General features: G+C 58.5%; 14 protein-coding genes and 1 tRNA gene. 6 read left to right on the top strand and 9 right to left on the bottom strand.

What is annotated here, in order from left to right; translation table 11 throughout:
• Positions 1–10: 10 nt before the first annotated feature.
• Positions 11–526 carry a hypothetical protein gene (locus CF161_RS16035; protein ID WP_156882695.1) on the top strand — a complete coding sequence of 172 codons (516 nt, stop codon included), beginning with the start codon at positions 11–13 and terminating at the stop codon, positions 524–526.
• Positions 527–583: 57 nt separating this feature from the next.
• Here CF161_RS16035 and CF161_RS16030 read toward each other — a convergent pair whose 3' ends face one another.
• Positions 584–1,012, bottom strand: a complete 429-nt coding sequence (locus CF161_RS16030; RefSeq protein ID WP_020297654.1) for a flagellar protein FlhE — start codon at positions 1,010–1,012, stop codon at positions 584–586.
• A 355-nt stretch (positions 1,013–1,367) separates the two neighbouring features.
• On the opposite strand from CF161_RS16030, the gene CF161_RS16025 reads away from it, so the two are divergent.
• The 5 genes from CF161_RS16025 (at position 1,368) to CF161_RS16005 (ending at position 6,461) form a co-directional block, all read left to right on the top strand.
• Positions 1,368–2,093, top strand: a complete 726-nt coding sequence (locus CF161_RS16025; RefSeq protein ID WP_020297653.1) for an ABC transporter ATP-binding protein — start codon at positions 1,368–1,370, stop codon at positions 2,091–2,093.
• A complete protein-coding gene (locus CF161_RS16020; RefSeq protein ID WP_043229594.1) occupies positions 2,086–3,297 on the top strand; it encodes an ABC transporter permease in 1,212 nt (403 codons plus the stop codon). The genes CF161_RS16025 and CF161_RS16020 overlap by 8 nt, the downstream gene beginning before the upstream one ends.
• Positions 3,290–4,759, top strand: coding sequence for a TolC family protein (locus tag CF161_RS16015; protein WP_043229591.1), 1,470 nt, complete (start codon positions 3,290–3,292; stop codon positions 4,757–4,759). The genes CF161_RS16020 and CF161_RS16015 overlap by 8 nt, the downstream gene beginning before the upstream one ends.
• Before the next feature lie 10 nt (positions 4,760–4,769).
• Positions 4,770–6,032: an efflux RND transporter periplasmic adaptor subunit gene (locus CF161_RS16010; RefSeq protein ID WP_020297650.1), complete on the top strand. Its 1,263-nt coding sequence runs from the start codon at positions 4,770–4,772 to the stop codon at positions 6,030–6,032.
• 114 nt (positions 6,033–6,146) lie between these two features.
• On the top strand, positions 6,147–6,461 hold the full coding sequence (locus tag CF161_RS16005; RefSeq protein WP_043229589.1) for a helix-turn-helix domain-containing protein: 315 nt from the start codon (positions 6,147–6,149) through the stop codon (positions 6,459–6,461).
• 191 nt (positions 6,462–6,652) lie between these two features.
• Here CF161_RS16005 and ychF read toward each other — a convergent pair whose 3' ends face one another.
• The 8 genes from ychF to CF161_RS15965 form a co-directional block, all read right to left on the bottom strand.
• Entirely contained in the window at positions 6,653–7,753 is a 1,101-nt protein-coding gene (gene ychF, locus CF161_RS16000) for a redox-regulated ATPase YchF (protein WP_020297648.1), read from the bottom strand.
• Positions 7,754–7,775: 22 nt separating this feature from the next.
• Entirely contained in the window at positions 7,776–8,360 is a 585-nt protein-coding gene (gene pth / locus CF161_RS15995; protein WP_020297647.1) for an aminoacyl-tRNA hydrolase, read from the bottom strand.
• Positions 8,361–8,529: 169 nt separating this feature from the next.
• Positions 8,530–9,129 (bottom strand): 50S ribosomal protein L25/general stress protein Ctc, encoded by a 600-nt coding sequence (locus CF161_RS15990; protein ID WP_020297646.1) that lies wholly within the window; start codon positions 9,127–9,129, stop codon positions 8,530–8,532.
• Between the two features lie 141 nt (positions 9,130–9,270).
• Positions 9,271–10,212: a ribose-phosphate pyrophosphokinase gene (locus CF161_RS15985; RefSeq protein ID WP_003208392.1), complete on the bottom strand. Its 942-nt coding sequence runs from the start codon at positions 10,210–10,212 to the stop codon at positions 9,271–9,273.
• A 46-nt stretch (positions 10,213–10,258) separates the two neighbouring features.
• A tRNA-Gln gene (locus tag CF161_RS15980) sits at positions 10,259–10,333 on the bottom strand.
• 36 nt (positions 10,334–10,369) lie between these two features.
• The gene (ispE, locus tag CF161_RS15975) at positions 10,370–11,221 is read right to left on the bottom strand and encodes a 4-(cytidine 5'-diphospho)-2-C-methyl-D-erythritol kinase (protein WP_020297644.1); all 852 of its coding nucleotides are present in this window, start codon (positions 11,219–11,221) and stop codon (positions 10,370–10,372) included.
• Between the two features lies 1 nt (position 11,222).
• A complete protein-coding gene (lolB, locus tag CF161_RS15970) occupies positions 11,223–11,840 on the bottom strand; it encodes a lipoprotein insertase outer membrane protein LolB (RefSeq protein WP_020297643.1) in 618 nt (205 codons plus the stop codon).
• 4 nt (positions 11,841–11,844) lie between these two features.
• Positions 11,845–13,569, bottom strand: coding sequence for a tetratricopeptide repeat protein (locus CF161_RS15965; protein WP_020297642.1), 1,725 nt, complete (start codon positions 13,567–13,569; stop codon positions 11,845–11,847).
• Between the last annotated feature and the right edge of the window lie 55 nt (positions 13,570–13,624).

The raw sequence follows: 13,624 nt of genomic DNA, 5'->3' as shown, positions 1-13,624 counted from the left end.
TGGAGATACCGTGAAAATTGAAAATGCATCGGCGTCACTAATGACTGTCAATGGACAGCCCCGTAAGTCTGACGAAAAAGTGTCAACTCGTGATTCAGGGGATTTTGCACAAGTTCTGGCATCCGCGTCCTCCACGACAGTTGCAAAGACAGCAGGCACAGGCAGTCCGGCCAGTCAGGGCAAAGTGAGTGTCGAAAACTATCGAACCGATCTGGTTAATGTCGCCAAGGCGGATAACAGCGAAGCTGAAAAACTGTTGGAATATAACACCTCCAACACCTTTCATCCCTTGATCGATATTTCAGGCTGGCCAAGCGTTCGCTATTCAGTTACGGGTGAACTGCAAACACCCGAGTCAACGGCCTATTTTGCGCACGTCAATGCGAGTGCGGTGAAAGAGCGCATGGCGCTGGTACAGGCTGAGCGCAGCCAAGGGACACCGGCTGCCGAGATACTGGATAAAGTGCTGGCCTTTAATAGCGCGCTGCCGTCGCGCTTCAAAGAGATGGCCAACATCTTCTACTGAGAGTGCCTATAAAATTGCCACCTCTGAGGTGGCAATTTTCAAAACGGTGAAGCGGTCTTAGTTCCAGCTGACCGTGACTTTCCCTAGCTGGCCAGCCACAGGGATGGTCCCGCCATTAGCCACGCGCAAGGCAAAGAAGAAACGCTGTGCAGGGCTTTTGTTATTGAACGCTGTAGTCGACATGCTGCGCACCCGCGAGACATCGATGCAGTTGCTGGTGGTGCCCTGACACAGCGCAACCGACAGCCCGACAGGAAAACCGACAACGTTCCAGTTCCACGTCACGTTATTGATAAGCCCAACGGTAGGAGGCGAGCCGACGACAGGCAAATAAGCCGTTTCCATAAAGTTACGAGAGAATACCGTCGGCAGCGTGACCGACGACTGATAGCTGCCCGCTGAGGCCAGTGTTGAAAACACCGACAATAACAGCGCCCCGCCGATGGCACACAACGTGCCGGTCGATACTTTCTTTGTTGCTTCCATAGTGTTCATCCTGATGATTTTTCTTCCATTGCCGAGTTTTATCCTTCAACTCGGTGTGCGTGTCATTGCGAATTCCAAATACTGAATATCCGGTAAATGACGGCGCTCATGCTGCATAGCTTTATCGATCTGGCACAACGTTAAACTTAACCCCGGTTAATAATACGTATTGATATTGACAGGTGGTCAGGTTGGGGCTTGTTTGTTAACTATCACTTTCTTTTTAAAATGTTTATTGCCAGAATCCGCCGCTTATTGAGTGCCGTGGCACGGTTTAACGAATCAGTCATTTTTCAGTGCGCTCTGTCACGTCGACAGTGGCTGGCGGGCGCATGCCAGTAACTCTGGAGAGTTAATGCTCAGTTCAAGGATGATGAGCGATCGGGCATTGATTGCCTTGAAAGCAGTGGGTCATGTTTACCGGATGGGCGATCAGTTACAGCCGGTCTTGCAACAGGTATCAGTCGATATCTTGCGTGGGCAAACTTGCGCCATCCTGGGGACGTCCGGCTCCGGTAAAAGCACCCTGCTTAATATACTTGGCTTACTCGATCGGCCGAGCAGTGGCCACTTCCACTTTGCCCAGCGCAATATGCTGGAGGCCAGCGCCGATGATTTGGCCTTGATCCGCAATCGTGAAATCGGCTTTGTGTTCCAGGGGTTCAATCTGTTGCCGCGCCTGACGGCGCTGGAGAACGTCGCACTGCCCCTGATGTATCGCGGCGGCCTGCGTGCGCAAGCACAGCAGTTGGCAATGGCTCAACTGCGGCGTGTCGGTTTGGGTAATCGGGCGAACCATAGGCCGGCGGATCTGTCTGGGGGGCAGCGCCAGCGGGTCGCCATTGCACGGGCATTGGTCGGGAGCCCGTGCCTGATTCTGGCGGATGAGCCCACCGGCAATCTGGACAGTGAAACGGCCCATGAAATCATGGACTTGTTGCTAGGTTTGAACCGCGAGCAGGGCGTGACGCTGGTGATGGTGACCCATGACGAGCAGTTGGCCGCACGCTTTGATCGCCGGCTGGACGTCTGCAATGGGCGCTTGACGGAGACATGTTCGAGCGGGCGTGGTCATGCTTGAGGCTCACTTGCAACCTCATGGCCCATCGCTGGCGCAGGCACTGGCGGAGTCGGTTGATAGCCTCAGGCTTCTGGGGCGTCGCTCCTTGCTGGCCCTGCTGGGAATCGCGGTCGGTAGCGCATCGATCGTCGCCCTGCTCAATATCGGGCGCAACGCTGCCGATGACGCCATCAGTGCATTCAAGAGCATGGGTACCGACACACTGGTCATCGCCTTTCCTTTTTCGTCCGAGAAGCAACCGCCGCTGCCCGCCACCCTGGATACCCGCGACGCGCTCGTTGCGGTGCCTGGCCTGGCCCACATTGCCCCGCTGACGCTTCAGGCGGCTCATGCCAGGCATCAAGGCAGTGTCACGCAAGCCAACCTGGTGGGCACCACTGCGGGACTGTTCTTTACCTTGGGCCTGCACCTCGACAGTGGCCGTTTTATTTCTGATTACGACGCTCTTGCAACCTTCGCGGTCGTCGGCGCACGGGCGGCCCAGGAACTGGGAACAGCTGATAAGCCGCTGCGCGTGGGGGATCGGCTGCAAGTGGAGGGGTACTTGCTGGAGGTGATCGGGCTGCTCAGCCCCCAGCCAGCCAATGGCCTGATTCCAATTGCCGTGGACGATGCTGTTTTTATTCCCATTGAGGGCATGCGCCGCCTGCATTCGGCACCTGAAATCAACAACGTTATTGCCAAGGCAACCTCCCCCGAGGGTGTCGAGCAAACGGCCTTGGTTTTAACGCAATACCTGAAAAAAAAGCTCAAGGGGCGCGATGTTGAAGTCCAGGTGCCCCTGCAATTGATCGAGGGCCTGAAACGCCAGGCCAACACTTTTTCCTATCTGCTCGCAGGCCTGGGCAGCATCTCGTTACTGGTCGGTGGCGTGGGCGTCATGAACGTCATGCTGATGAACGTTGCCGAGCGGCGTCGAGAAATCGGTGTCCGGATGGCGCTCGGTGCGCGAGCCAGAGACATCCGCAGCCTGTTCCTGATGGAGGCGGCCACTCTCTCGGTCGTCGGTGCCCTGATAGGTGCGCTGGTCGGGCTCGGTATTGCCTACGCCTTCGTCTATTACTCCGGCTGGTCTTTCACCCTGGCTGCCGAATCTCTGCCGATGGGCATTGGCAGCGCATTGGCCATCGGCTTGTTTTTCGGACTCCACCCCGCGCTTGCTGCGTCGCGCCTGTTACCGGTGGAGGCCTTGCGCGATGACTGACCTGTACCGACGTCTCGGCCTCTGTTTCGCGTTGTTTTTTGGCACTGGGCTGACGGCAGCAGCAGCGACACCCACACCGTCACGCGCCACCATGCCGGGTCACGTGGGAGCGTCGATGCGAGACCAGGCGATCGATCTCACGCTCAGTGATGCCATCTACCTGGGGCTGCGAAACAATCGCGCCATTCACAGTGCCTATCTCCAGCGCATCGCGCAAAAATTCGATCTGCGCGTGGCGCAAGATCAGTTCACGCCGACGCTGGTCCTGAGCAGTCGATACCTGGCCAGTCGCAATCAAAGTGACGGTGTGCGCCAGGCTGAGCTGACGCCGACCACGACACTGCTCACCGAGATCGGAACCCGTTTGAGCCTGTCCTGGAGTAATCAGAGTACCCAGGCTAATCAGGGCGGCCGCGTCCGTAACGATGGCGCTAATTTCACCTTGATCCAGCCGCTGCTGCGCGGCGCCGGCCAGGAAGTCGCAACCGCACCGATGCGCCTCGCCCGGCTGAGTGAACAGATCAACCGCCTCAGCCTCAAGGCCACGGTCTCACGGACCATCACCGATATTGCACGGGCCTATCGCGAGCTATTGCGGGCCCAGGAGCAGGTGCGTATTGCGCGCGACGCGCTCGCGCGTTCGCGGCAACTGCTGGAGGTCAACAGAGCCATGATCGACGGGGGGCGAATGGCTGAGTTCGAGATCGTTCAAACCGAAGCGGATGCAGCTACCCAGGAGCTCGGCGTAGAGGAAGCGAGCAATCAGCTCGACGCCAGTCGACTCGAACTGTTGCGCCTGCTGGCGCTGGATCTGAAAACGTCGCTGGAGGCAGTCGACCGGCTCGACACCCAGCGCATTGAGCCTGACCTGGCCAAGGCATTGAGCGCGGCATTGTTGCAACAGCCGGGTTATCTGAGTCAGTTGATTGCGGTCGAGCAGGCCGACATCAATCTGACGGTGGCACGCAATAACCGCTTGTGGGATCTGTCGTTGGTCGGTGGTGCGACACAGGCGCGCGACCGTTACGACCTTCATACCGACCGTCGCTGGGAAGGTTATGCCGGTATCCAGGTGGACATCCCGATTGGGGATCTGAGCCGGCGCCAGGGCGAGGTCAGGGCCCAGGTCGATGTCGAGACCCAGGGTGTGCAGCTTGCCGAGGCCAGACAGGTACTGGAGCGACAAGTGAGCGATGGGGTGCGTGATATTGGCACTCGCTGGCGTCAGTACGAAATCGCGCAACGTGCTCAAGAACTCTCACAGCGCAAGCTGGATATCGAACGCGAGAAGCTGCAGGCCGGTCGTTCCAGCAACTTCCAGGTGCTGAGTTTCGAAGCGGATCTGCGCAATGCCGAGAACGCTCGCCTCAATGCATTGATTGCCTACCTTAACGCCCAGGCCGAGTTAGATCTGACCCTGGGCATGACCTTGGAGAGCTGGGACATTGCCCTCAACGATTAAGCACAACCCGATGCGCCTTCCTCGCTGGGCCTGGTGGCTGGTTATCCTCGTCATACTGGGGCTCGCGGCGGCAATCCTCACGCTGCGCAGCCCTCCCGGCTCGGCCTCTGCGCAAAGCCAGTGGATTCGGGTCGACCCCCAGCCTCTCGAAAGTCGCCTTGGTCTGGTGGGGCGTATCGAAGCGTCGAACTACCTGACCATCGCCGCGCCCTTTGACGCCGGCGTCGAGGCATTGACGACGGTTGTAGGTCAGCGCGTCGAGCGCGGCCAGAGGCTGCTCATGCTCGATACCCTTCAGTTGGATATTCAGCTGCGTCAAGCTCAGGCCGAGCAGCTGAAAGCCTGGCGCGTCGTGCAAGACATGGAGCGTTGGGAGCAAAGCCAGGATGTGGCGCGAGCCCGGCGCGCGTTGAGCAATACCCGTATGGGGCTGAGCGATACGGAGCGCAAGTTGCACGATACGCAAGGGCTGCTCAAGCGCGGCATTGTCCCGCGCATGGAGGTCGATGCGCTGGTGCAGCAGTTGAGGGTGCAGCGCCTGGACCTGAGTGCTGCCGAAGCTGAGCTGGATGCGGCGCTGGCTAAAGGCAAAGGTGAAAACCGCCTGATCGCGCTAATGGAATTGAAAAACACCCAGTCTCGTTATCAGGCACTGCAGGCGCTGCAGGCTCAGCGGGAGATCAAAGCCCCATTTGCCGGCATCGTGCTTCGCCCCCCGAACCCATTGGGTAGTGGTATGCCGCTTGCCGCGGTACAGAGCGGCACGCGTGTGACCCAAGGTACGCCGCTGTTTGAACTGGCTAACCTGGAACAACTCCAGGCGGTGGCTCGCGTCGAAGAGGTCGATATTCATCAGTTGCAGGAGGGCCAGCTTGTGGATGTCACCGGTGATGGATTTGAGGGGCTGACGTTATCGGGTCGTGTCCAGAGCATCGGGGTCAAAGGTATCGCCGCTGAAGCGAGCGGTGCCGGCGCCACGTATGAGGTCATCGTTTCGTTTGCGCCGCTCAGTGCCGAGTTACAAAAACGGGTGCGTCTGGGGATGAGTGCGCGGCTGAGCATTGTCATCTACACAAACCCGACCGCAATGGTCATCCCACCTGAGGCGCTGCTTCAAAGCGCAACGCAAGGCCTTCGGGTTAATTACCGCAGTGAAATGAACCAGCCGCCCCAAGCGGTGCCGTTGACGCTCGGTCGAGCCACGCCACAAGGCGTGGAGGTCTCGGGGCTTGCTTCGGGTTACGTGGAAATCAACGAGCCCAGTCTTCAGTAACAAGAGCGCTGCGTTGTGGCTTTGTAATAATTGGAATCAAGTCGTGAAGTCAAAATGCCATCAATGGTTAAGTTTAACGTGGTTCAAGGCAAGGGGATCTTTCACGCTTCTCCTATGCACACACCTATCATCCAGCGTGGCCGCCCAGTCGGTAGCCGAACTTACGAAGCCAGCCCGGCACGAGCCTTTGGCATGGCTGTCCGAGCTGCCCGCACCAAGGCGGGGACTGCGCAGGAGGCACTTGCCGGCCAGGCCGGGATCGAGCGGTCGCATATGGGCAAGATTGAACGTGGGGAGCACATGCCCACCTTGGCGCTGATCATCCGGGTGGCTAAAGCGCTCAATTGCAGCGCTGCCGAACTGATGGCGCACACCGAACTGAACATCATCAGTATCAGCATCAGCGAAGGCGAGCCGGTGGTGCCTTAGCAGTCAGGTGAAGGGTAAAGAGTGGGGGAGTACCCCTGAGCGGCAGGCAGGTGGGGGAGGCAGATGGCGCAAGCCTTGTTTCCCGTGCCAGCGATGGAGTGCTTTGAATACACAAAAGCCCCGATTGACGGGGCTTCTGGATGCGAGAGGGGGTGTTGGCGGTGGCGCCCCTCTCAAACGTTGTCTACGGCTTAGACGTTAAAGCGGAAGTGCATCACGTCGCCGTCCTTGACCACGTATTCCTTGCCTTCCAGGCGCCATTTACCGGCTTCCTTGGCACCGGCTTCACCCTTGAACTGGATGAAGTCGTTGTAGGCGATGACTTCGGCGCGGATAAAGCCTTTTTCGAAGTCGGTGTGGATCACGCCAGCGGCTTGTGGCGCGGTGGCGCCGACCTTGACGGTCCAGGCGCGGACTTCTTCGACACCGGCGGTGAAGTATGTCTGCAGGTGCAGCATTTCGTAGCCGGCGCGGATCACGCGGTTGAGGCCAGGTTCTTCCAGGCCCAGGGCTTCGAGGAACATGTCTTTCTCTTCGCCGTCTTCGAGCTCGGCGATTTCCGCTTCGATCTTGTTGCAGACCGGCACCACCATGGCGCCTTCTTCTTCGGCAATGGCCAGGACGACGTCGAGCAGCGGGTTGTTCTCGAAACCGTCTTCAGCGACGTTGGCGATGTACATGACCGGCTTGGTGGTCAGCAGGTGGAAGCCACGAATCACCGCTTTCTCATCGGTGCTCATGTTCTTCATCAGGCTGCGCGCAGGCTTGCCTTCGGTGAAGTGGGCGATCAGCTGTTCCAGCAGGGCTTTCTGGACCACGGCGTCCTTGTCACCCCCCTTGGCGTTGCGGGTGACTTTCTGCAGTTGCTTCTCGCAGCTGTCGAGGTCGGCGAAGATCAGTTCCAGGTCGATGATTTCGATGTCGCGCTTGGGATCGACGCTGTTGGAGACGTGAATCACGTTCTCGTCTTCGAAGCAGCGGACCACGTGGGCGATGGCATCGGTTTCACGGATGTTGGCCAGGAACTTGTTGCCCAGGCCTTCACCTTTCGACGCGCCGGCCACCAGGCCTGCGATGTCGACGAATTCCATGGTGGTCGGCAGGATGCGCTTTGGATTGACAATGGCTGCCAGGGCTTCCAGGCGCTTGTCCGGCATCGGCACGATACCGGTGTTCGGCTCGATGGTGCAGAAGGGGAAGTTCTCGGCCGCGATCCCGGATTTGGTCAGGGCGTTGAACAGGGTGGACTTGCCGACGTTAGGTAGGCCGACGATGCCGCAATTGAATCCCATGGTGTTTCCCCTTGGATAAGAGTCAGGCCTTCTGGCTGTGCAGGTTTTTCATCGCGCGGTTCCATTCACCGGCGAGGATATCCGGCAGCACGCCGAGGGCAAAGTCGATGCTGGCATCGAGTTTTTCCTGTTCGGCGCGTGGCGCACGACCCAGGACGAAATTTGAAACCATACTGGCAACGCCCGGGTGGCCAATGCCAAGCCGCAGGCGGTGAAAGGTATTCTGATTGCCCAGTTGCGCGATGATGTCGCGCAACCCGTTGTGACCGCCATGGCCGCCGCCCTGCTTGAGCTTGGCGACGCCGGGTGGCAGGTCGAGTTCGTCGTGGGCCACCAGGATTTCTTCGGGCGTGATGCGGAAGAAACCGGCAAGTGCCGCTACGGCCTGGCCGCTGCGGTTCATGTAGGTGGTGGGAATCAACAGGCGAACATCCTGACCCTGATGCGAGTAGCGCCCGGTCAGGCCGAAATATTTGCGATCGGCCACAAGGTTGATCCCTTGCTTCTCGGCGATGCGCTCAACAAAAAGGGCCCCTGCGTTATGCCGGGTCTGTTCGTATTCAGCGCCTGGATTACCCAGGCCAACGATCAGTTTGATGGCAGTCACGATAGGGGCCCTTCCTTGGAGTGGTGGATAACATCGCAGCAACCGGGTGTTGCGGCGAAAGTGGACGACAAGTGCTCATTTACCATTATGTAAACTCCGCGTTACCGCCCGCTTTCTCGCTACGTTCCAGTCCGCGATGTTTCCTGGTCACTCCGGCATTGCAGAGTAATTACTCTGCAGCGCCTTCTTCAGCTTCTGGAGCAACACGTGGAGCGTGAACGTTGGCAACAGCCTTGTCATCGCCGTGTGCCAGAGCAACAAACTCAACGCCTTTAGGGGCTTTGAGGTCAGACAGGTGAATGATCGCGCCGATTTCGGCGTTAGCCAGATCGACTTCGATGAATTCAGGCAGGTCTTTTGGCAGGCAGGTCACTTCGATTTCAGAAACAACGTGCGAAACTTCGCCGCCTTTCTTGATCGGAGCTTCTTCGCCAACAAAGTGTACAGGCACGATAGCGGTCAGTTTCTGGCCAGCTACAACGCGTACGAAGTCAGCGTGCATCACGTGGCCTTTGGCCGGGTGACGCTGCAGAGCTTTGATGATTACGTTTTGCTTGGTGCCGCCAACATTCAGCTCGATGATGTGGCTGTAAGCCGCTTCGTTTTCGAGCAGTTTGGCCACTTCTTTAGCCAGCATGCTGATGGATTCAGGGGCTTTTTCGCCACCGTAAACTACAGCTGGAACCAGGCTTGCGAGACGACGCAGGCGGCGGCTCGCACCTTTCCCCAGGTCGGAACGCACTTCAGCATTCAGAGTAAAATCGTTCATGTTGTATCTCCAAAATAACCACATTCGCCCCAGCGTTTGCGACCAGCGCTAAAGGCGATATGGGCAAAAAAGCCCCGCCCCGACAGGAATGCCGGGGCGGGGCGCTTTTCGTCAGAACAATGTTCGAGAAGGGCAGGGCCCTTAGCGGAACATCGCGCTGATCGATTCTTCATTGCTGATGCGGCGAACCGCCTCGGCAACTACCGGCGCGATATCCAGTTGACGGATACGCGAGCAGGCTTGAGCAGCTGCGGACAACGGGATGGTGTTAGTCACCACCAGTTCGTCCAGCATGGAATTTTCGATGTTTTCGATCGCCCGACCCGACAGTACCGGGTGCGTGCAATAAGCGAAAACCTTGGCTGCGCCATGCTCTTTCAAGGCCTTGGCCGCATGGCACAGAGTGCCGGCGGTATCGACCATGTCATCGACCAGAATACAGGTACGCCCTTCGACATCACCGATGATATGCATCACTTCAGAGTGATTGGCTTTCTCACGGCGTTTGTCGATGATCCCGAGATCCACGCCCAGGGATTTGGCAACAGCCCGTGCACGCACGACGCCACCAATGTCCGGGGACACGATCATCAGGTTTTCGAAGCGCTGATCTTCGATGTCATCCACCAAGACGGGGGAGCCGTAGATGTTATCTACCGGAATATCGAAGAAACCCTGGATTTGGTCAGCATGCAAATCAACCGTGAGAACACGATCGATGCCGACTACGGTAAGCATGTCAGCCACGACTTTCGCGCTGATAGCCACACGTGCGGAACGCGGACGGCGATCCTGACGGGCATAACCAAAGTAAGGAATAACAGCAGTGATACGAGTAGCCGAGGAGCGGCGGAAGGCATCAGCCATCACTACCAGTTCCATCAGGTTATCGTTGGTCGGAGCGCAAGTCGGCTGAATAATGAAGACATCTTTACCGCGGACGTTTTCATTGATCTCTGCAGTAATTTCGCCGTCGGAAAACTTACCGACAGAGATGTCACCGAGAGGGATATGCAGCTGACGTACAACACGCCGAGCCAGATCGGGGTTAGCGTTCCCCGTAAAGACCATCATCTTGGACACGCGCAGTACCTGAAGGCTGAGGGTAACCTGGATGAGTATAGGAAAATGGCAGGGGCGGCTGGATTCGAACCAACGCATGGCAGGATCAAAACCTGCTGCCTTACCGCTTGGCGACGCCCCTGTATCTGTTGCATCGAGTGCCTGGCACTCGGTTCCTTTAGAGCAGATTTTGCAGCTTGCGATGCAACATCGAAACGTTGCTTCCTTTTGCTACAAACCCTGTAAGGGTCTCTGTAAGAAGGGCCGAGACTTTATCAGCTTCAGCTTTGCTTGGGAAGCCCCCAAACACACAACTTCCAGTTCCGGTGAGTTTTGCTTCGGTAAAATTACCTAACAAATTCAATGCGTTACGTACTTCTGGATAACGCTTTGCTACCACCGGCAAGCAGTCATTTCGACTGTTTCCCTTGGGAACGGGGCGCACTTTAATGGGCGCAGAGTTACGTGTCAACAGCGGATCTGAAAAAATTTCTGCTGTACTTACAGAGACTTGCGGTACAAGCACCAGATACCACGGTTCTTCGGGTTCTACAGGGGTCAGTTTTTCGCCCACGCCTTCGGCAAAAGCCGCGTGGCCGCGCACGAATACCGGGACGTCGGCGCCCAGTGTCAGGCCCAGGCTGGCCAGGCGATCTTCATCCCAGCCCAACTGCCACAGGTGGTTTAGGCCGAGCAAGGTGGTCGCCGCATTCGAGCTGCCGCCGCCGATACCGCCGCCCATTGGCAGGACCTTTTCGATCCAGATGTCGATCCCCAGCGGGCATGCCGATTGTTCCTGGAGTTTTTTTGCGGCTTTCACGATCAGGTTGCTGTCGTGGGGCACATCGGCGAACTCGGTGTGCAGGCGGATTATGCCGTCATCGCGCACGGCGAAAGTGATTTCATCGCCGTAGTCGAGGAACTGAAAAATGGTTTGCAGTTCGTGGTAGCCGTCTTCCCGGCGACCCAGAATGTGCAGCATCAGGTTGAGTTTGGCCGGGGAGGGCAGGGTCAGTCGCTGTGCGGTCATGTCACTGCCCCAGCTTGCGCGGTTGCCATTCCTTGATCACCAGCGTGACGTCAAGGTCGCTGCCGTGCAGTTTGATCCGCTCGGGCAGCCAATAGCCGTTCTGTTGCGCGTAGCTCAGGTATTCCACCTGCCAGCCATCCTGCTCAAGGGTCGCCAGGCGGCTGTCGGCGTCGAGGCTCAGGCGGCTTTTGCTGTCAGGCGCAGGCAACCCGCGGACCCACCATGACAGGTGGGACACCGGCAGCTTCCAGCCCAGTTGTTCTTCAAGCAGGGTTTCCGGGGTCGTGGCGTCATAGCGGCCCTGGTTGGCGACTTCCAGCGACACTTTGCCCGGGCGCCCGGTCAGGCGTGCGGCGCCACGACCCAGGGGGCCGGACAGGCGGATGTCGTAGTAATCCTGGCGTTGCAGCCAGAACAACGTGCCGCTGCCCGAATCCTTGGGCGCGCGAATGCCGATCTTGCCGTTGATCTGCCAGCCGTCGAGGCCGGTCAGTTGCTGTTTGTGTTCGCGCCATTGCGCGGGGTTGCCATGGCCCTCGACCGATTCACGGGAGCCGAAGCTGGAGCAGCCGGCGAGCAAGGCGATAAAACTGAAAGCAATAACGTGGCGCAAAAACATAGTCTTAAAGAGTCTCTGATCCGGTCAGGCGCTTGATGGTGCTGCGCAGGAGAGGGCTGTCGGGTTGATCCTTGAGGAACTTGCTCCAGATCTGCCGGGCTTCGCGCTGCTTGCCATTGGCCCACAGCACTTCGCCCAGGTGGGCAGCGACTTCCTGGTCGGGGAAGCGTTCCAGAGCCTGGCGCAGCAGGCGCTCTGCTTCATCCAGGTTGCCCAGGCGGAAGTTCACCCAGCCCAGGCTATCGAGTACGGCGGGGTCTTCAGGGTTCAATTGATGAGCTCGTTCGATCAGTTCCTTGGCTTCGGCGTAGCGCGTGGTGCGGTCCGACAGGGTGTAGCCCAGGGCATTGAGTGCCATGGCGTTGTCCGGCTCGCGCTTGAGGATCAGGCGCAGGTCTTTTTCCATCTGCGCCAGGTCATTGCGTTTTTCCGCCTGCATGGCCCGGGTATACAGCAGGTTCAGGTCGTCGGGGTACTGCAACAAGGCCTGCTGGAGCACTTTCCAGGCGCGGTCGCCCTGATTGTTGGCCGACAGGGTCTCGGCTTCGATCAGGTACAGCTGGATGGCGTAGTCAGGCTGGGCATCGCGCGCGGCGCCCAGGCGTTTCTCGGCCTCGTCGGTGCGGCCGTTGTTCATCAGGATATCGGCCTGGCGCAGTTGAGCCGGCAGGTAATCGTTGCCGGGGCCCACTTGCTCGTACTCGGCCAGTGCGCCTTGCGGGTCGTTGAGCTCTTCGGCGATGCGGCCCAGGTTCAGGTGCGCCGAGTCGACATGGCTTTCGCGGGCGATCAGGTCTTCCAGGTAACCCTTGGCTTCCTGCCAGGCCTTGGCTTCCAGGCACACCAGGGCGAGGGAGTAACGCAGTTCGTCGTCTTCCGGGTATTGCTGCACCAGGCTGGAGAACTGCACTTTGGCGTCGTCCATGCGGTCCTGTTCGACCAGCATGCGTGCATAGGTCAGGCGCAGGCGCTTGTCGTCCGGATATTGGCGAATGCTTTTTTCCAGCAGCGGCAGCGCTTCCTTGCCACGGTTGAGGCTTTGCAGCAGACGCGCACGCAGCAACAGCGGCGCCACTTCACCGTCTTCCGGCGGGTTCTGCTCGAGCAGGGTCAGGGCGCCCTGGCCATCACCGTCCTGTTGCAGCAGCAAGGCCTTGCCGAAAATCAGCTGGCCGTTGTTCGGGTGTTTTTGCAGCAAACGGTCGAAACTCTTCATCAGGCCGTTGCGCGTGTCCTGGTCGGTATCGGCAGCCGACAAGGCAAGAAAGTCGAAATGGGTGTCGCCCTTGCCCTGCAGGACCTTCTCCATATAGACCATGGAGTCGTCATAGCGACCGCTGCGCGCCAGCTGTATGGCGGCTGCGCGCTGTGCTTCGAGGTCGTCGGGAGCATTTTTGGCCCAGATCAGCGAGGTATCGAGTGCGGCCTGGTCGGCGCCCAGGTATTCGGCAATGCGGAAGGCTCTTTCGGAGATGCCCGGGTCCTGAGTGTTGATGGCCTGGGTCACGTAGTTGTCCAGGGCAATGTCGAAACGATTGCGCTGGCCAGCCAGTTCCGCACTCAGCAGGCTGAAGACCGTGTCTTCACTGAACGAGGCGTAAACCGTGGGCTTTTCAGGGGCGGGGGCATTGTCTTCAACCGGCGGCGTACCGTCCGACGAAACGGGTGCCAAGGCCTGGCAGCCGCTGAGGAAGACAAAAGCGAGGAGCAACGCGGAAGATCTATTCATATAGGAAGAGGACGACTAACCTGCGGTCGGATCATCATGACACAAGCCTTCGGTC

The organism is Pseudomonas sp. CF161 (assembly GCF_000416215.1).
Classification (GTDB): domain Bacteria; phylum Pseudomonadota; class Gammaproteobacteria; order Pseudomonadales; family Pseudomonadaceae; genus Aquipseudomonas.
Note: the sequence above shows the minus strand (reverse complement) of the source record. Positions and strands in the feature narration are given on the sequence as shown.